13 protein-coding genes are annotated in these 18,658 nt (G+C 66.9%); 10 read left to right on the top strand and 3 right to left on the bottom strand.

What is annotated here, in order from left to right; all coding sequences use genetic code 11:
* The first annotated feature begins 128 nt into the window (after window positions 1–128).
* The gene (locus ACH4DZ_RS36730; RefSeq protein WP_398292704.1) at window positions 129–944 is read left to right on the top strand and encodes an IclR family transcriptional regulator C-terminal domain-containing protein; all 816 of its coding nucleotides are present in this window, start codon (window positions 129–131) and stop codon (window positions 942–944) included.
* Here the strand turns inward: ACH4DZ_RS36730 and ACH4DZ_RS36725 are convergent.
* Genes ACH4DZ_RS36725 through ACH4DZ_RS36715 form a run of 3 tightly spaced genes read right to left on the bottom strand, consistent with a single transcriptional unit; the run spans window position 895 to window position 3,130 of the window.
* Window positions 895–1,857 carry a PDR/VanB family oxidoreductase gene (locus tag ACH4DZ_RS36725; RefSeq protein WP_398292702.1) on the bottom strand — a complete coding sequence of 321 codons (963 nt, stop codon included), beginning with the start codon at window positions 1,855–1,857 and terminating at the stop codon, window positions 895–897. The two genes, ACH4DZ_RS36730 and ACH4DZ_RS36725, sit on opposite strands and share 50 nt — an antisense overlap.
* On the bottom strand, window positions 1,854–2,069 hold the full coding sequence (locus ACH4DZ_RS36720; protein WP_398292700.1) for a hypothetical protein: 216 nt from the start codon (window positions 2,067–2,069) through the stop codon (window positions 1,854–1,856). The genes ACH4DZ_RS36725 and ACH4DZ_RS36720 overlap by 4 nt, the downstream gene beginning before the upstream one ends.
* Window positions 2,066–3,130 (bottom strand): Rieske 2Fe-2S domain-containing protein, encoded by a 1,065-nt coding sequence (locus tag ACH4DZ_RS36715; RefSeq protein WP_398292698.1) that lies wholly within the window; start codon window positions 3,128–3,130, stop codon window positions 2,066–2,068. The genes ACH4DZ_RS36720 and ACH4DZ_RS36715 overlap by 4 nt, the downstream gene beginning before the upstream one ends.
* A gap of 1,234 nt (window positions 3,131–4,364) precedes the next feature.
* Here ACH4DZ_RS36715 and ACH4DZ_RS36710 point away from each other — a divergent pair.
* The 9 genes from ACH4DZ_RS36710 (at window position 4,365) to ACH4DZ_RS36670 (ending at window position 18,657) form a co-directional block, all read left to right on the top strand.
* Window positions 4,365–5,096 (top strand): SAVMC3_10250 family protein, encoded by a 732-nt coding sequence (locus ACH4DZ_RS36710; protein WP_398292696.1) that lies wholly within the window; start codon window positions 4,365–4,367, stop codon window positions 5,094–5,096.
* Window positions 5,097–5,138: 42 nt separating this feature from the next.
* Complete coding sequence (locus tag ACH4DZ_RS36705) at window positions 5,139–7,244, top strand: AIPR family protein (RefSeq protein WP_398292694.1); 2,106 nt, start codon at window positions 5,139–5,141, stop codon at window positions 7,242–7,244.
* Window positions 7,244–8,608 carry a protein kinase gene (locus ACH4DZ_RS36700; protein WP_398292692.1) on the top strand — a complete coding sequence of 455 codons (1,365 nt, stop codon included), beginning with the start codon at window positions 7,244–7,246 and terminating at the stop codon, window positions 8,606–8,608. Before ACH4DZ_RS36705 ends, ACH4DZ_RS36700 begins: the two co-directional genes overlap by 1 nt.
* Before the next feature lie 118 nt (window positions 8,609–8,726).
* The gene (locus ACH4DZ_RS36695; RefSeq protein WP_398292690.1) at window positions 8,727–9,389 is read left to right on the top strand and encodes a hypothetical protein; all 663 of its coding nucleotides are present in this window, start codon (window positions 8,727–8,729) and stop codon (window positions 9,387–9,389) included.
* A 40-nt stretch (window positions 9,390–9,429) separates the two neighbouring features.
* Entirely contained in the window at window positions 9,430–9,774 is a 345-nt protein-coding gene (locus tag ACH4DZ_RS36690; protein ID WP_398292688.1) for a helix-turn-helix domain-containing protein, read from the top strand.
* A gap of 439 nt (window positions 9,775–10,213) precedes the next feature.
* Complete coding sequence (locus tag ACH4DZ_RS36685) at window positions 10,214–12,211, top strand: hypothetical protein (protein WP_398292686.1); 1,998 nt, start codon at window positions 10,214–10,216, stop codon at window positions 12,209–12,211.
* A gap of 29 nt (window positions 12,212–12,240) precedes the next feature.
* Window positions 12,241–12,615, top strand: coding sequence for a hypothetical protein (locus ACH4DZ_RS36680; RefSeq protein WP_398292684.1), 375 nt, complete (start codon window positions 12,241–12,243; stop codon window positions 12,613–12,615).
* Window positions 12,616–12,699: 84 nt separating this feature from the next.
* A complete protein-coding gene (locus ACH4DZ_RS36675) occupies window positions 12,700–14,007 on the top strand; it encodes an endonuclease domain-containing protein (protein ID WP_398292682.1) in 1,308 nt (435 codons plus the stop codon).
* Between the two features lie 75 nt (window positions 14,008–14,082).
* Window positions 14,083–18,657, top strand: coding sequence for an AAA domain-containing protein (locus tag ACH4DZ_RS36670; RefSeq protein ID WP_398292812.1), 4,575 nt, complete (start codon window positions 14,083–14,085; stop codon window positions 18,655–18,657).
* The last annotated feature ends 1 nt before the right edge of the window (window position 18,658 follow it).

Raw genomic sequence — 18,658 nt, 5'->3', positions numbered from 1 at the left:
CTCAGCGGGAACGTAGGACCTGGTACGGGAACAGGTCAATGCCCTTGACGCGCAAGGTCGTTGACAGTTGCCGAAGTGTGCTCCTAGCGTGCGCAGAGCGCACCCCCGTGCGTCCCGTGGAGGCGACGATGCCTGCTGGAGCCCGCGAACCGCATTTCGTCCGTTCCTTCGAGCGCGGCCTCGCGGTCATCCGCGCCTTCGACGCCGACCATCCGGAGCTGACGCTCAGCGAGGTGGCGCGGGTCACCGACCTGACCCGCGCGGCGGCCCGCCGCTTCCTGCTGACCCTCTTCGACCTGGGATACGTGCAGACGGACGGCCGGATGTTCCGGCTCACCCCGCGCGTCCTGGAACTCGGATACTCCTACCTGTCCAGCTTCACCCTGCCGGAGATCGCCGAGCCGCATCTGGAGCAACTCGTCGCACAGATAAGGGAGTCGTCGTCCCTGTGCGTCCTCGACGGGGACGACATCGTGTACGCCGCCCGCGTACCGACGCACCGCATCATGACCGCGACGATCACCGTCGGCAGCCGCTTTCCGGCCCATGTCACGTCGGTGGGACGGGTGTTGCTCGCGCAACTGCCCGACGAGGAGATCGACACCCGGCTGTCACGCGCGGACCTCAGCCCCCTGACGGCCCGCACGATCGCCTCGGCCGAACTGCTGCGCACCGAACTGCGCCGGGTGCGGCGTCAGGGGTACGCGATCGTCGACCAGGAACTGGAGGAGGGGCTGCGCTCGGTCGCCGTCCCGGTGCGCGACCGGGACGGGGAGGTGGTGGCGGCCGTCAACATCCCCGTGCACGCCAGCCGCAACTCGGTGGAGTCCGTACGCCGTGACCTGCTGCCCCATCTGCTGGCCACGGTCGCCCGGATCGAGGCGGACCTGCGGATCACAGGTCGAGCACGAGGCGCTTCCCGAGGCACCGGGACACGCAGATGAGCATGGTCTCGCCGGCTGCCCGCTCCTCGTCCGTGAGCACCGAGTCCCGGTGGTCGGGCGTGCCGTCGAGGACGTCCGTCTCGCAGGTCCCGCAGGTGCCCTCGGTGCAGGAGAAGAGCACCTCGACACCCGCGGCGCGTACGGTGTCGAGCACGGAGGCGTCGGCGGGCACGGCGAGGGTGCGCCCCGACCGCTCCAGTACGACCTCGAACTCGGCCTCAGCAGCCGCCTCCTGATGTCCCATCACGTGCCGGGGCCTGGGCTGAAAGCGCTCGACGTGCAGTGAGCCGCTCGGCCACCCCGCGCATCGCTTCTCCACGGCGTCCAGCAGCGGACCGGGACCGCAGCAGTAGACGAGCGTGTCCGGCCGCGGGGTGCCGAGTGCGGCGGCGAGGTCCAGCAGCCCGTCCTCGTCCTGCGGAACGACGCGCACCTTGTCCCCGTACCGCCTCAACTCCTCCACGAACGCCATGGAGTTACGCGTCCGGCCGCCGTACAGCAGCGTCCAGTCGGCGCCCGCCGTCTCGGCCGCGGCCAGCATCGGCAGGATCGGGGTGATGCCGATGCCGCCCGCGACGAAGAGGTAGCGAGGGGATGGCAGGAGAGCGAAGTGGTTGCGCGGACCGCGTACGCGGACCTTGGCGCCCGCCTCCAACTGCCCGTGCACATGGGCGGATCCACCGCGTCCCGCGGGCTCCCGCAGCACCGCGACGCGCCACTCGCGCCGGTCGGCCGGATCACCGCACAGCGAGTACTGCCGCTCCAGGTCCGGCCCCAGGACCACGTCGATGTGGGCGCCCGGTTCCCAGCGGGGCAGCTCTTCGCCGAGCGGATGGCGAAGGGTGAGGGCGAGCACGCCGTCGGCGGCCAAGTCCATCCGCCCGACGACGAGTTCGGCTTCGTACGAGGTCATGAGCGGTGTCCCTGGGGCGTGTGTCCTTCGGGTGCGTGTCCTGCGGTCGTGTGCCCTTCGGGCGCGTGTCCGTCGGGGTGGCCGAGCATCCACTCCCACATCGCGACCGGGTCCTCGGCGGTGTGCTCGGCCCCGCAGTGACAGGTGCCGTGGAGCACGTCGGTGCCCGGCAGCCAGTCGATGCGGTAGACCTCACCGGTGGGGCTGCTCACAGGACCTTCTCCACGGGCTTGTCGCCCTCCTCGACCAGCCGGGCGAGGATACGGCGGGCGGCGAGACCGCCGGTGTCGATGTTGATGCTCAGCTCCTGGTAGCCGCTCCGCTCGGTGCCGAGCGTCCGCTGCAGCAGGTTGAGCGCGTCGACGTCCTGCATCACGACCGTGTGGTTGTTGGCCCGCAGGAACTCGGTGACCTCCGCGTCGTCGGTCGCCCAGTCGCGCGAGACCATCCAGAAGTCGTACACCGCGCCGTCGGCGGACGGGGTGATGGCGTACGTGATCTCCGTGTGGAAGCCGTTCGGGTCGGTGCCGTCCGGTTCGGGCACGACCCCGACCGGCGCGATCCGGCTGTGCAGCAGATACAGACACGGCGCGTGGTACTCGATGTCCTGCCAGCGGGTGATCCGCCCCTCGATACCGGTCGACCTGGCGTAGAAGGGAGGGCACTCGGCGTCGTCCATGTGCCGGCTCACCCGCACGATGCCCGCGCCCTCGTCCACCTCGGTGGTGATGGGCGTCTCGGCGACCTCGGGGGTGCCGATGTAACCGCCGTGCAGATACGTCTCGTGGGACAGGTCGAGGAGGTTGTCGACGAGGAGCCCGTAGTCGGCGTCGATCGGCTCCATCCCGCTGACGGTGACCCAGCCGGGGGAGTCGAGGTGCCTGGCCCGCGGTATGACCTCCGGGTCGGCGAGGGCCGGGTCACCGATCCACACCCAGATCAGGGCGTCCTGCTCGACCACCGGGTAGGAGGCGACGCGGGCGGTGCGGGGGACACGTTTCTGACCGGGCACGTACACGCACGCGCCCGTCGTGTCGTACGTGAAGCCGTGGTACCCGCAGACGATCCGGTCGCCGTCGAGACCGCTGGCGGACAGCGGGTAACGGCGGTGCACACACCGGTCGTGCAACGCGACGGGCCGGCCGTCGTCCTCGGTCCGATAGAAGACGAGCGGCTCACCGAGGACGGTCCGCCCGAACAACTCCCGCCCGACCTCATGGGCGTAGGCGGCTACGTACCACTGGTTCCTGGCAAAAGCGGTGATGTGCGGCATCGTGGCTAATTCCCGTCTCTGTGGCGTGGTGACATCGTTCACGGGGGCTTCGTGAGGCCGCAATACTGCTTCCGTCTCGCGGAAGCGAATTTCGAAGTCACCAGCTCAAACGAGCTGTTGGCGTGCAGGAGCCGGTTTTGAGCAACGGTGACGGTATCGCCCTCGATCAGTGTCGTTGATCGCGCCGTGCGTGACTCTGCACATGAAGTGTGTACCTATATGTTCGGGTAGTGAAGTTTTGCGCCTGTTTTCTTGCTCGTATTCGGCTGGTACAGCTGCGCTTCCTGCATCGTTGCAGTTCATAGATGGTCGGTCTCGGGATAGATGGGCCTCGGGTCGAATCCGGGTCGTTTGGGCCTGTTTTCCATCCGGAAGGGGTGTTGAAGCAGGTCAGCGCTGTAGTGAAGCCCGTCGGAGGTCGCCGTTCAGTGGCAGGGTGACGTTGCCCGATGATTCACTCACCGTTTTTGGACACTGCCTCTTGTCGATCTCGGGTGGTGTTCCCGTTCTCCTGCCTGGCCGTGTCAGCGGGGCAGTCTGACGAACGAACGCCGTTGTGAAGTGGCGCAGCGGATTCGTAATCCGCCGGCCGTGAGTTTGAGTCCCACCCGCCCCACCGGTTTTTCCCCGACGAAAACGTTCTGACCTGCGGAAACGTGGATCCCGCAGCGGTTTTCCGTGCGGTACCGACCCGCTGTCGTGGAGTGCCAGCGCACCTCAGATGCCTCTGACCTGGCCTTCTGTGCCGGCTTCCTGAGGGAGCGTCGTGCGCGGTCCCACGGCCGAGTCGACCGCGGCATCTGGCTCACAGGTCGGCGCCCTTGTGCGCCATCCGCCGTGGGGGGGGGGGGGGGGGGACCCCCCCCCCCCCCCCCGGGGTGGCGCCCCCCCCCCCCCCGGGGCCCCCGCCTCCGCTGGGGGGGGGGGGGGGGGGGGGGGGGGGGGGGGGCCCCCCCCCGCCCCCCCCCCCGCGCCCCCCCCCCCCCGGGCCGCCCCCCCCCCCCCCCCGGGGGGGGGGGGGGGCCCCCCCACCCCCCCCCCCCCCCACCACAGTGTTTGGAAGCATCGGCCGACGTGGGCCACCGAGGATCAGTCCGACGTGGCGACAGTGTTGTCGCTGTCGTAGGCCATCGCTGCTCGGCACCCTGGGGCCGACCTGTGTTGTCCATAGCGCCCTGGCCAGGCGGCAGGCGATGGCACGATAGGACTTCAGCTAATGACCCGGGGGCGTGCAGTGTACGAGTTCGTGTATGTATCAGAGGCAAAACTGAGTCAGTTCCGCCCCGAACCGAGCCGGTTCACGCGCAAGGGCACCGTGCGGTTCACCTCACCGGTGGGCAGCATCGACTTGGAGCCTCCTGCGAATGACGCCGAACGAGACCGTGACCTGCGGCTGAAGAAGGTCCACGAGCACTTGAAGGAAAGGGCGGAGTGGTTCGCCGATCCCGAGGTGCAGCCAGGGGACTGGGTGTGGTTCGAGGTGCCGTTACAGCACGTCACCCTTCCTGGAGCCTTCGAGCACATGGTGCTGTTCGCCGATCCCGCACCGGGCCAGCACGCGACGTATGAGCAGGAGACCAACTGCCGACTGCTTATGCACGGCTCGACGCGGCATCTCATCGGATACGCCCCGGCAACGGCCGACGGGGCGGCTCTGGAGGGGATCCACGGCGGCGGAGCCAGCTTCGGCATGAAGTTTCTGACCAGTGCCGGTCAGGCGGTGTCGGCGCTGTCGACCCAGCATGACCCGGTGGCGGAAGAAATCCCCGCGCCTCCCGTCCAGCTGACCGGATCCGCCGTGCACAACCTGATGGAGATCGTCGATCACACATACGGTCCCACGGGTGCGGCTGCTTGGATGAGCGGATTCGCACGGGTAACCATCTTACTCCCCGCTTCTGATACCACCGCCCGCTGCGTCGTCGCGAGCCCGCTGACCGTGGAGTACGCGCACCGTCAGGGATGAGCCTGCCGCAGGCATGAGGGACGGACGAAAGGACAAACCGCCGTGGCCGACACCGCACCACCGCTCCAAATGCGGCAGGTCCGAGAATATCTGCGGAACAGTTATCGCTCAATACTCGATATGAGTGACTTTGCGCATCGGTCTGCGCAGGAGCAGGACCTGGCGTTCTGCAGCCGTGCCCTGGCGGCTGAGGCGGCTCGCATCCTATCCGGCTGTGACGCCGAGGAGGCGGCCGCGGCCGTGGTGGACGGTCCCGGCGACCACGGCATCGACGCAGTGATCATCTCGCCGAGCGGTAGCGACATCTGGTTCGTTCAAGCGAAATGGAGCGACAGTGCTCGGGATCGGACCAGCGAGGGTGATGCACTCAAGATGCTGCGTGGCCTGAGTCGGCTTGCCGACCGCCAATATGACGGCTTCAACTCCCGCATCCGAGCCTTGCGCAAAGGCATCGACAGTGTTCTCAGTTCGCCGCAGTGCCAGGTGAACCTGGTATTGGCGCTGACGACAGGTGACGGGAGGCTGACACAGCAGGCGGAAGAGCGACTCGTCCGGGCCAAGGGGGCGTTCGGCTTCAAGGACCGCACATCGCTGACCGTGCGCGCCTTGGGGCTGGCCGACTTCTACTCTGCCGCACGAGCCGCTGCTGTGCCCGTCCCGGTCCGGCTGATCGCACACCTGACCCACGGCTGGTACGGCATCGACACCCCCTACCGCTCCTGGGTCGGCAGCATCTCGGCAGGTGAACTCGCCTCCTGGTACGAAAGCCATGGCCCCCAGTTGTTCGATCCCCACCTGCGCCGCGACCAACCCACCCAGCCCCGTCCGGATCTCGTGGAGCAACTGGTCACCCGACCCGAAGAGTTCTGGTATTTGAACAACGGCATCACTCTGCTGTGCGACCACGTCACAACGCACTACTTCTCCCGCAAAGTCTCCGGACATCCCGTGCGGCTGGATCTGGACAACGCCCGCATCATCAACGGCGCGCAGACGACTGCGGCTGTCACCAGGGCGGTACGCAAACACCCCGAAGCCGGTGACCTCGCCAGGGTGAACCTTCGGATCATCTGCCTGGACGATGCATCCCCTATGGACGCAGCGAAGATCAGCCGGGCAGCCGGCTCCGAGAGCCGCGTCATCACCCTGGGAGACATCGCAGCCGCCGACCCCCACCAAAGCGTCATCCGAAACGAAATGATGCACTTCCTCAACAAGCGGTACGCCTACCAGCACGGCGAACTCGTTCCTGCCCCCGCCACAGGCTGCACTGTCCAAGAAGCAGCCCTCGCCCTGGCCTGCGCCCACCCGGACTCCACCGTCGTCGCCGACGCAGCAGTCCCCGCCACCGGCAAGAACGACCCTCTCGCCGGCATCTACGACCGCCTATTCGGGCAAGAACTCGACGCATCGCAGATCTGGGAGAGCGTGCTGCTGCTGCGCGAGACGAGAACAGCCGTAGCAAGAGCAGCCGTGGGGGCGTCCGACGCAGTGCAGCAGGTCATTGAGCACGGTGAACTGTTCATCGCGCACATGCTCGTCCAACAAGCGAGCGCCGTTGTCGCTGAGACGCGCGGGATCCCGTCGTCGTTCCATTCCTGGCTCTCCCCACGCACCCGCCAGATCGTTGAGGTGCTGACCGAAACCCTTGAGCGCTTGTACGGGACCCACGTATTTTTGGCCGCTGTCTTCACCGACCCGATACGGTGCAAGGAGCTTGCAGTCGACGTCAAGAGGTCGCTAGCCGACCAGCCATTTTCCTCAAACGAAACCCGCTCGCGATCCCGCCGCCGCCCTAACTCGATCTCCGCCTTGGTCGCCCACCGGCGCCTGACCGACGGCACCCGAGTGATGTTCCAGCCCACGGCTATCGAAGAACGAGCGATTGGGGAGTGGCTCAGGGAAGACCCCAGCCGCTACCTCGCCACCTGGACCAACGACCTTCGCCATCCACTGACCTGGGCCGTCGACGGGCAAGCCTATTCGCCCGGCGGCCTGGTCCAGCGTATTTGGCAAGCCGCCAACTGGGACGAAGGGCCTGGGGTTGTACAAGGCGCGGCCCGCTGGGTGGTCCCAGGAGAGGGGAGCCTCTCCGAACTCGCGGCCGAACTCACCCCTGCCTGGCTGAACGACGACAGTGGCCTGTGATGCAGACCACCCTCCAGGACCGCTTCGAACTGCGTACTCTGCTCGGCCGAGGCAGCATGGGGCTCGTCTGGCAGGCATGGGACCTCCAGCTCAAGCGCGCCGTCGCCATCAAAATCATCAACCCGGAACGGCTCGTCGGCGGAGTCGACGACATGAAACCCCAGGACATCCAGGCCCGCTTTGTCCGCGAAGCCGAAGTCGGCGCACGCCTGCACCACGCCGGTATCCCCACGTTGTACGACGCACTCTTGAGCGGCAGTCCCAAAGACCTGTACATGGTGTGGGAACTGGTGCTGGGGGACACCCTCCAACACAGACTTGACCGGCATTCCGGACGGCTTCCGCTGGCCGAAGCACTGAATGTGACTGCTCAGCTCGCCGACATCCTCACCTGCGTACATGAAATCCCGATCGTCCATCGTGACCTCAAACCTTCCAACATCCTCATCACAGAGGACTGGCAGGTCAGGCTCCTCGACTTTGGAGTAGCAGCCCGCTTTGGTGCCGACCACCCCCGCCTGACCCGCGCGGGCGAACTCATGGGCACCGTCGCCTACATGGCGCCGGAACTGTTCCAGGAGCACGCGAATGCCGCCCCGCAAGGCGACCTGTACTCGCTGGGCTGCATGACCTACGAGATGCTCACCGGGCAGCTCCCCTTCACGGGAGACCCCGCCGCCATGATGTACGGCCACCGCAATGCCGAGCCCGCCGCGATCCACGACCTCCGCCCTGACCTGCCCTCACCGATCGCCAACCTCATCATGCGCATGCTGGCGAAGAAAATCGCCGACCGCCCCGAGTCAGCCCGCTCTATCGCTGACGAACTCTTCGCCTACCGTGCCGCACCCGCCCAGCCCATCGAGACCACCGCACCAGGCACACCGACAGCAGGCGCTGCCGCTCCATCCCAACCGCTGAACATACGCCTCGTACACGCACTCGTGCTTTTCGACGACGGCAACTATGGCCAAGCTCGCCCCCTCTATCTGCAGCTCGGTGCCGAACTTGAGCAGCCGGACGCGCAACAGCCTGATGAGGCGGCCGACTGCCGCGCCAAGGCCGCCTATTGCGCCATGCGCCTGGGAAACATCACGCAAGCCCTCACCGAGTACGGGGCCCTGGCCACAGACCTCCAACAGCGCGAAGCACCCGCTGGCGACCTGCTCCTCGAAGTGCGCCTAAACCTGGGCCTTCTCCAGGAACAAACCGACCAGCTCCAAGCCGCCGTCGAGACCCTGTCGGACATTTACAAAAGCCTCGGCGCCAGCAAAGGCTCCAACGCCCCGGAGACGGCAGAAGCCCGAGCAGCACTCAACCGCCTCCTTGTGAAAGCATCCCCCGCGGCGAAAAAGTCGACTTAGTGCGTTGTGGCAAAGGGAGTCGCTGTTCGATGAGCAGGGGCTTCTTCGTGTGTGGGGCATGACGGCGACGGTGTAGGGGCAGGCAGCGGGCGGCTTGTTGTGGATCGAGGAGGGTGCGATGCCGTCGGTGCTGGGGTTGATGGAACAGCGTGAGGCGCGGGCGAGGCAGGATCTGGAGTCCTGGACGGAGGCCCTGGAGCAGGCTCAGGCGGATGTGGATGCCGCGCGGGAGCGACTCGGGCGGGCCCGGGTGGGGCGTGAGGAGCTCGTGTCGGTGCTGGCCGGGGAGGGCCCGGTGAATACGCCGGTTCCGGTGCCGTCCGGTAGTGAGACGGCTGCTGCTGTGGGATCGGGCGGCCCTGGCGTGGGGCAGGGTGAGCGGCCACCGGTGTGGCGGTCGGGCATGGGCGAGGAAGTGCTCAGCGGCCTGTATCGGGAACTGTTCGCCGCGGTGGTGGCTGCTTCGGGGCCGGTGAACGGGGTGGAGTTGACGCGGGCGGTGGGCCGGGAAGCAGAGATCAAGAACGAGGTGGAGAAGATCCGTCACCGTGCCTATGTGCTGGAGAAGCGGGGCTGGCTGGTGCGGGCGAAGGACGGACGGTTCATGCCCGCGCCCGGGGCAGTCGGCCGGGGCGTTTCTCCGGCCAGGCGCCGGGACAGCCTGATCACGGCGGCCCACCACACCATCTGGGCGTGGTGGTCGGGGCGGCGTTCGTGGTCGCGGTTGAGGCGGCGTGAGCTGGCTCTCCCGCTCACGCCTGTCGGCGTACGCAGTTACTGACCTTTTCGGATTGCCTTCGGGTGGTGACGTTGAGTGATCCATGCGGTATGCCGGTGTTATGCGGTACGCGGATGGTGGGGGCCTGACGGCCGAGCGCCGGGCTGCGCGTGAGGGGATCCGGCTGGAGGCGGGGCAGAGATTCGCACAGGGTGACAGAACCTCGGACATCGCCAAAGACCTGCGGGTGAGCGAGTGTTCGGTGGAGCAGTGGCGCCGCAACTGGCGTGAAGGCGGCATGGAAGGTCTGAAGTCGAAGGGGCCCGCAAAGCTGGTGACGTTTCTCGTCATGGTCTACGCCCTGCTCGCCTTCCGGTACGGGCTTTCGGAGGCGACGCGGCTGACACGGAGCATCGGAGGATTCTTCTCAGCGAACCCACCGCTGTAGCCCACCGCTCGTACAACTCCCCGCCACCATGATCGGCGTCGCGTGGCTACTACGCCCGGTCGTCGCGCACCGCAGTCTGCGGCTCCGGCCCGTCGTATGGCGCTCACCCAACCGGCCACCCACCAGTGCTCTTTGGAACCATTTCCATTAAGGCGGGAGACGTACTATCCTGGTTCGTTGACGCCGTTGATGCAGCGGCCGGACGCCTGCGGACAGGACTGCGGTCCCCGTTCACACGACCCGTGTCTCCCCACCCCGATCTCCGGGGCGGGCAACCGGATTGCCGACGGTTTGCGCACCAACGCCGAGTACGCCCCGGTCGGACTGCGGTCCTCCGACGGCGACGAGGGTGCGTAGCTCCTCCGAATGGTGCTGCCTCGCGTAATTCCGCAGGCCGCGCCATCTTTGTGTGTGCGGCCGTACCCAGAAGGGCGGTCGCGTGAGCGACACCATCACGCCGGACTTCGAGCCGGTCGACAACAACGAGATCAACGTCATCCCCGTCACTGGCTTCCGCAACAACGACGGGGAGTTCGAACACAGGGTTCCGTCGCTGAGCGCGACGACGCGCGCCGAGGAGTACCTGAAGCGGCACTCCGACGTCGACCTCTCCGACGAGGGAATCCGCCGCCTCGTCCAGAGCGCCGTCGAACCCCAGCAGCTCGAAGGCACCCGCATCGAAGCGCACCGGGTGGAGACCGGGTGGCTCAAGGCCATCTCGCTCAGGATCTACTCGCCGATGGCCTCGCTTGCGATCGAGAACGACCGTCTGCTCGCCGAGGCCTCCTACGCGGCCGACCCGCATGCCACCGGTGGGCGCAAGGCCCTGGCCATGCCCGAGCCCCACAGCAAGCACGCCGTCCTGGTCCACCAGGACGACCACGACGACATCCTCGAGTCCGCCGACCGCTCGGCCCAGCGGGTACTGACCGACAACCCCCAGGAAGTAGGGGAGCGGCTCGTCGAGCGTCCCCTGACCCTGGTGCCCGCGACCTTCAGGTCCGCGAGTGGCGAGAGCGGCGACGACCTCACCACCGTGGACGGCAACTGCCGCCTCTCCTTCTGCTACCACCGCATGCCGGTGCCCCGCGGATGGGTGGACGACTCCCTGATCGGGGACGCGAGCAAGGAGATCGTGAAGCTCCTGCCCTCGCACCTGATGCCGATGCTCCTTCACCAGCGCCGGGAGCTGGTACGTAAGCTGATCAAGGCCGCGCACAAGCGCCTCAAGGAGCCGCGCACCGGCACCAGCACCGACATCAAGGAACGCAACCAGGCGGCGATGACGCTCAACGCCGTGACCATCCCGGTCACGGTTATCGTCGGCTACCGCGACGACGACGCTCAGCGCGGGATGCAGCGCTTCCCCACCGCCGTGCGGTCCCTGCTGCTGCGCATGAACACGGGCAGCAAGCCGTTCGACGAGGGCGCCCAGAACGCCGTGAAGGCGGAGGAGATCATCAACGGCCTGTACGACGAGGGGCTCCTGGGCCCCGAGGAGCAGGCCCTTCCCACGCGGGACGTCATGATCGGCCGTGGGGACGTCGTCTCCGCGATGGAGGACCTCGGCTTCACCCCCACCCGTCCCGACCTGCGGTTCGCCTACGTCATCCAGCAGCTCACCGTCAGGAACCCGACCTTCAACGCGCTGGTGCGCAGCAAGCTGCAGACCGAGGGCAACCTCACCCTGAAGCGTCGCAACGGCCCGATCGTCGAGCTCGGCCTGCGCTCCTACTCCGCGAGCATGAAGACGAACTCGCCGCGGACCGCCCTCGAAACCGGATGTCTGTGGCAGGACCTGGTCGACAACTCATGGGTCGTCGAGAACGTCGACACGGACGAGAAGGTCGATGCGCTGCTCGCCCGTGCGGACGCGAAGGAGGTCCAGGCCACCCTGCTGCTCGGCGCACTCGGCATGATCTCCCTGGTGATGAGCGGCCACCTCCTCGCGGCCGCAGGTTCGGCGGAAGCGATCACCGGTACCACCATCGCCCGTACGGCAGTCGGCCAGATCATCAAGGGGCTTCTTCAGCAGGAGGAGGGCCGGCAGGTCCTCGCCGACGCCATCAAGCGGGTACGGGCCGGCCAGGCCCCCCGCTGGTGGGACGCGGAGCAGGAGGAACTCGTCGACCAGCCGGTCGAGTGGCGAGGCTCCACCTACAACGCCCAGCTGCGTAGCGCCGTCCGGCACGGGTGGAAGGCCAAGGGCCCGGGCAAGGGGAAGACCGCGGCCGAGCAGGAGGCCGATGCGCTCACCGAGTTCCAGGAGAAGCTCGGAACGTCCCTCGACCGCCTGCGCGACCTGATCGACCTGCGCGAGGTGAACGGCACCACGGACAAGCTGGCGTGGGTGGAGGTCGAGGCGTCGTTCGTGCAGATCGAGAACCTCGCAGAGGACCTGCGTCTCATCTCCGAGCCGAAGCCGCGCAACCGGTGACGGCACCCGTGTGGTCCGGCGTCGTCCCCATGACGCCGGACCGGTACACAGTCCTCGCCCGCCTGGCCCACCCCTGGCTCGAGGAGTTCAGGTGTTGTCCCCTCGCCATCGGGGAAGACAGCGGCCGGGAGGAGCGGGCCGTCTACATCGTCGTCAACGCCGACGGAATGGCCTGCTACTGCGGGAGGACCCGACCGACCCGGCTCCTGCACCACGGAGCAGCCGTCACACGGCTTCGCCGGCACACCACCGACGCCCGCTCGAAGCGCGAGGAGTGGGCGAAGTACTGGGTAGTGCCCCTGCTCCCGTACACCCCCGACGAGTTCGTCGACCAGCTCGAGCGGACCGTTCAGGCCCGGCTCGGTCTGCCCCGGCGAAACCGCCGCTGGCGTAGGCGGCCGTAGGTCGCCGCTTGTTGTTGCCCGGCTCCAAGACGGAGTCGGCAACAACAAGCAGGTGATGTCGGACCCTCCTGTCATCATCCTGGCATGCTCATCAGCCCACAGCTCGCCCGGGACACCCTGGCGGATCTGGCCAAGGCCGGCGACCTGCCTCTTGATCCCAGTGAACTGATCCCCCGGAAAGGCGAGTTCCTCGACCACGGTCATGTCTTCCTCGGCGATATCGCCGTGCGCGGCTTCAAGAACAAGGGTCGATGGAAGTACGACGACCGGGACATCCGCAACGCCGCAGAATCCCTCGCCGCCGTGGCGATCGACACCACGGACGTGGTCGACGCAGAGGTGCCCAGTCGCCGCTACTTCGACGACCGGGAAACCTTCGACGACTGGCGTCGCGCCGACTGGCGCAGAACGCTGAACTACTGGATCTATGCGGCCGCGCGGCGCTCCCACCGAAGCGAAGTCCACACCTCCACCACCATCACCGCCTATGACCCCGCCGACGACTTCGACCTGTTCGATCCCGAGACCATCGACTTCGAGGCGAACACCGCCGACGGCTTCGAAGCCGACGTCTGGAGCGTCAGGTACGAGATCGGCTCCCACGGTCTTCCTGGCGAACTCACCCTTGAGGGCCTCGTCCTGCACTACGGCGAGCGCACGATTGCCGGCACCCGCCCGCTCGCGCTGCTGGCCTGGTCTGGAACACACTGGGTGCTCCCGCGTGCGTACGCGGACATGCTGGACCGCTGGCAGGAGCGAGAGCGGGGGCTCGCCGAGAGGGCGCGGATCTGTACGGGCTGCCGGACTCAGGGGAGCCCCTGGGCCTGGCGCACCGTCACCCCGAGCGGCTACGTCACCTTGTGCCCGGGCTGCTCCGGCGAGGCCTTCGAGACGTACCAGGGGCAGTTGGACGGCGTCGCCTACCGCTCGCTGCGCCGCGCGCACCGCGCCGATGAGTACCTGTGCTGCCTGTGCCGCGAGAGCCGGGCGGCCCTCTGGGACCACTGCCATGAACACGGCCATGTTCGGGGACCGGTGTGCCCGAGCTGCAACACCTTCGAGGGCAAGGGCGTGGCCTTCCTTCGTCGCAACGGCAGCGCCCAGCACCTGCTGAGGTGCCGCGGTTGCCGGGAAGGACGCACTCTTCCGAGCCGCTTCCACCTCGATGTTGTCCTCGACCACCTGGAGGAGGTCGAGCGCCACGGTCGTCGTTGCCAGCACCAGCCGTACGCTTACCGCACCGATTACATACACGGGGTGCACCGCATCACCCTGCACTGCGATGCCCACGCCTCGATGGCAACCTGGACGAGGGAGGTGACCGCAGCCGAGGCTGCCAGCATCGTGCGCGCCTACGTGGACGCCGCTCTGTCTGGAAACGGCCCCGGCTGAGGTCTGCCACATTGCCTGACTTGTGGCGGTCATGGACTCTGGAAGGCTTGCCACGGTGGCAGGCGTTTGGGGGATGTGATGGCCCGCCCGGCGGCACGCGATGGCAGTGATCCCAAGGCCATCCGCGACACTCGTGTGTTGGTCGACTGTCTGCAGGAGCTGGTGCGAGGTGCTTACCGGCCCGTCAGGAACTGTGCCAAGTACGCAGAGGTGGTGTGGTTCGCGGACGTTCCCGAAGGGGTCGTCCGCCGTTCCAAAGAGGCCGATTCCCGGATCTTGGTGGTCAAGCATCGTCCGCCTCTTGAAGCGCCACGGTTGCCTGCGATCCTGCACGGCCGCGTGTCGATCGAGGCAGCTGCCACTGCGGAACCGCCCGAGCTGATTGACGACACGTCGATCGATGGCAAGCAGGCGGAAGCCCCCGCTGACCAGGGCGAAATCCCAAAGGCGTTGGACATCGGTACAACGGAGGTGCGCAAGGCCTACGAGGACTGGGCTGGCCTATGGAGGCGGTGGGCGCAGGAGGAGTTGGCGGTCGAGCCACAGCGCCATCTTCATCGACAGCTGTACCGGATGGCCAAGAAAATCCAGCAGCACGGTGACACGTTCGAGGTCGTCCTGGCGGTAGGGCTCCTGCAGATGGGGGCCGAGCGCGCTTCAGCTCGGGTGCGCAGGCACCTGGTGACTGCGCCCGTCACCCTCACGGTTGACCCGAATTCGGTCAACATAACGGTGTCCCTGGTGGCGGGGCAGTCGGGCCGTCTGGAAGACACCGAGTTCCTCAGCGAGTCCGACGGCTACACCTCGGAGTTGCTGGGGGTCGTGCGTGCTGATGTCGATGACGTCGCCTTCCACCCGCTGTCGGACCGGGCGACAGAAGCCCTTCGCTCGTGGGCACAGCGGGCTTTCGGAGTCGAACGAACGCTTCCGTTCGACGCGGGCAGAGAGCATCCCGACCTCACCGCAGACCCGCGAACGCGTTCGGTGCATCGCGCGCCGGCGCTCGTCCTGCGCGAACACGGTCAGCGCTCGGTACTGGGCTTCTTCGAGGGCATCGCCCGAGCGTTGAAACGTCCAGGAACCCAAGCCCCTTTGGGGCTGGCGCAGCTGCTGTATGACCTCGAACCCGAGCAGCGCATGGCCTGGCGGAGCAGAAGCGGCTCCGTTCCTCCGGCACTGGGCCCGGAACCGTTGTTCCCGATGGTCACCAATGCGGCCCAGCTGGATGTTCTGGACAGGCTGCAGCGCGACACCAGTGTCGTGGTCCAGGGACCGCCGGGGACAGGAAAGACCCACACGATCAGCAACCTGATCGCAGCGCTCCTCGCGGACGGGAAGCGAGTCCTGGTCACCAGCGAAAAGGGCCAGGCGCTGAAGGTGCTGCGCGACCAACTGCCCGCCGGGCTGCGCAGCATGTGCGTCATCCAGCGCGATCATTGGCAGGGCGGCAGCTCTGATCTTCGCCAATCCCTCGGAGCACTGGCACACCTCAGCGCGACCACGAATCCCGAACGGCTTCAGCAGCGTATAGAGGCCCAGCAAGGCCAGCGGCACCAGCTCATGGCGGACCAGGCCAGGCTGCGAGAGGGCCTGCGGGCGGTGCGAGAAGTCGAATGGTACGAGCACCCCGAGATCGCTCCGGGATACCGCGGCCGGCTCGACGAGATCGTGCGGGCCGTTGAGCGCGGCACAGCCGACTACCAGTGGCTGCCGCCCCTGCCCGCGCAGTCGGAGCAACTGCCGCCTTTGACCACGGACGAGGCACAGCGACTGTGGTTGCTGGTCACCCTGCATGGCCCGGGAATCCTCGACGCGCACATCCAGCACTGCCCCGATCCCTCCACGCTGCCGAACCCCGCGGACGTCGCCAGCCGGATCAAGGACCTGGAAGCCGCCGAGCAAGCTCTTGGCCCAGAGCCCGTCATGCCACTTGCCCAGACGCTGAGCGACCACGGCGACGCGGAGCTCACGGTCCTGGAGACGCTGCTCGACCAAGCCCAACAAGCCCTGCAGAGGGTAGGACTGTCCGCGGATCCTGCGTCATGGCACAACGAGACCTGGTCCACCCGCGCACTACAGGACGGCATCGCACGCCGATGGCAGCAGATGTGGGACAGCATCCGAAACGCCTCACAGCGTGCCCAGCAGACACAGCAGGAGATAGCGGCCGCCTCCTTCCCCGAGGTGGAGATCCCGAAGCTTTCCGAAAGCGAGGAGAAAGAGCTACTGATCAGCGGCCGCAACGTGGAGCAGTACGCACGGCAGGGCGGGCAGCTGAACAAACGCTGGCCACGGCCAGCCGTTCTCAAACAAGCCCGTGTCCTACTGGAACAGTGCCGTGTCGAAGGCATGGCGCCCGCCGGCCGAGAGCAGATCGCCGCCGTGGTTCGCCATCTGGAGATGCGCGCCCACGCCCGTGTCCTGCGCGAACGATGGGCAGGTGTCGGATCGACCGTCGAGCAGGACACGGCCCAGTTGCTGGTGTCCGAACTCCTCGACAGAGCAGCAGACTTGCAGGCCGTCGACACGTGTGTCGAGGCCATCCGCCAAGTCCACGCAACCTTGCTGTCCCGCAGCATCCCGGCATCGGTCACCACCCCTGAACAATGGCAGGACATCCGCAACGCCACGGCACAAGCACGGCAGTTGCTGCAGGCCCGGACCGCAGGCCGACAGCTCGACGACCTCCTCACCGCTCTTCCCCAGCCACAACCACATGCCGTTGAGGAAATCCAGCACGCGGCTGATGCGGCAGCCGCCCGCGACGGACAGGCCTACACACGCGCGGTGGAAGCACTGGAAGCGGCCTACCAGCGAGAAGCGGACCGGCGCGAGACCGGCAAACTCTTCCAGCGGCTCAGCGAAGCCCACCCCGAGCTGGCACTGGCATTCGCTGCCGATCCCCTCACCGGGGACTGGCGTGCCCGGTTCACCGCCTTACCTCAGGCGTGGGCATGGCGCCAAGCACAGGACTTCCTCGACACGCATCTGCTTCCCGGACGTGAAGAGCAGCTGGACGGGGAACTGGCACAGGTCGAAGCCCGACTCAACGACCTGGTCGAACAACTCGTCTGCGACCGTGCGGCTCTCCACTGCGTAACCCGGATGACCACGAAGCACAAGCAAGCCCTGGCCGCCTACGCCAGCGCCATCGCCAACGCCGGTCAAGGCACGACTGAGTACGGAAAACGCCATCAACGCCACGCACGCTCAGCCATGCAGACAGCCCAGGGCGCGGTACCGGCGTGGATCATGCCGCTGAGGCAGGTAGCCGAAACGATCAGCCCGGAACCGGACTCCTTCGACGTCGTGATCGTCGACGAAGCAAGCCAAGTCGGGCTGAACGGCCTGCTGTTGCTCTGGCTCGCCCCACGGATCATCGTCGTCGGAGACGACCGCCAGTGCGCACCCTCCTACACCGGCAGCAAGCACGACCGGATCACCCAGATCTTCGACGAACGCCTGGCCGCACTCGAACCCTGGCAACGCGAAGGCTTCGATCCTAAATCCAACCTGTACGAACTGCTGTCATCCCGCTTCACCGAAGTGATCCGCCTCACCGAGCACTTCCGCTGCATGCCCGAGATCATCAAGTGGTCTTCACTGCAGTTCTACCCCGACAACCAACTCATTCTGCTGCGCCAGCACGGCTTGGACCGGCTCCCCCCGCTGAAAGTGATCCACCTTCCCGAGGGCCACTGCGAAGGACGCAGGGACAAGCTGACCAACCGGCCGGAAGCAGAAGCTGTCGTCGACCAACTCCACCGCCTCACCCAGGATCCCGCCTACGAAGGTCGCAGCATGGGCGTGATCATCCTGCGCCAGGGCGCCCAGACGCGGCTCGTACAGGACCTCGTCGACCAGCGCATCGACATGTCCGCCCGCGAACGCCACAACATCCAGGTCGGTACCCCTGAAGAGTTCCAGGGCGACCAACGCGACGTCATCCTGCTGTCGATGGTCGTCGACGGCCGCAACGTCATCGCCGCGACCGGCCGTCACCACGAACGACGCTTCAACGTCGCCGCCAGCCGAGCCCGCGACCAGATGTGGCTCTTTCACTCCATGACTGCCGACCAGCTCAGCAGCAAGGACCTGCGCCACTCCCTGCTCACCTATATGCAAAGCCCGCCCCCGCCGTACACCCACGCCCACCAGCCCACCAACGTCAGCCCGGACCAGCATTGCAAGCCGTTCGGTTCACTCTTCGAACAGCGCGTCTTCCTGCGCATCAAGGAACGCGGATACGACGTGGTGCCGCAATGGGAAGTCAACGGCAAATACATCGACCTCGTCGTCACCGGAGACCACGGGCGCCTCGCCGTCGAATGCGACGGAAGTCCCTACCACTCCAACAGCCAGCAGATCCACGACGACGCCGAGCGGGAACGGGAACTGCGCCGCGCCGGCTGGACCTTCTGGCGCGTACGCAGCAGCGCCTTCGCCCTCTCACCGGAAGAGGCCCTGGCCCCGCTGTGGAAACGCCTGACCGACCTGGGCATCCATCCGCGCACCACGCCGGCGACATCCATGGACGGCATACAACCTCATGCGTCATGGACGCCGGTCGGACTGGCCGAAGCCGAACCCGATGACGAAGAGACCGACCCCTACGACGGCGAGCTGGACGACGACAACGAGGCGGCCTGAC

Source organism: Streptomyces sp. NPDC017991 (assembly GCF_044328075.1).
Taxonomy (GTDB): Bacteria; Actinomycetota; Actinomycetes; order Streptomycetales; family Streptomycetaceae; genus Streptomyces.
The sequence above is the reverse complement of the archived record's forward strand: the minus strand, read 5'-3'. Positions and strand labels throughout refer to the sequence as shown.

Coding starts and splice junctions, on each gene's coding strand:
- ACH4DZ_RS36730 (WP_398292704.1), top strand. CDS start 129: ATGCCTGCTGGAGCCCGCGAACCGCATTTCGTCCGTTCCTTCGAGCGC.
- ACH4DZ_RS36725 (WP_398292702.1), bottom strand. CDS start 1,857: ATGACCTCGTACGAAGCCGAACTCGTCGTCGGGCGGATGGACTTGGCC.
- ACH4DZ_RS36715 (WP_398292698.1), bottom strand. CDS start 3,130: ATGCCGCACATCACCGCTTTTGCCAGGAACCAGTGGTACGTAGCCGCC.
- ACH4DZ_RS36700 (WP_398292692.1), top strand. CDS start 7,244: ATGCAGACCACCCTCCAGGACCGCTTCGAACTGCGTACTCTGCTCGGC.
- ACH4DZ_RS36695 (WP_398292690.1), top strand. CDS start 8,727: ATGCCGTCGGTGCTGGGGTTGATGGAACAGCGTGAGGCGCGGGCGAGG.
- ACH4DZ_RS36690 (WP_398292688.1), top strand. CDS start 9,430: ATGCGGTATGCCGGTGTTATGCGGTACGCGGATGGTGGGGGCCTGACG.
- ACH4DZ_RS36680 (WP_398292684.1), top strand. CDS start 12,241: ATGACGCCGGACCGGTACACAGTCCTCGCCCGCCTGGCCCACCCCTGG.
- ACH4DZ_RS36675 (WP_398292682.1), top strand. CDS start 12,700: ATGCTCATCAGCCCACAGCTCGCCCGGGACACCCTGGCGGATCTGGCC.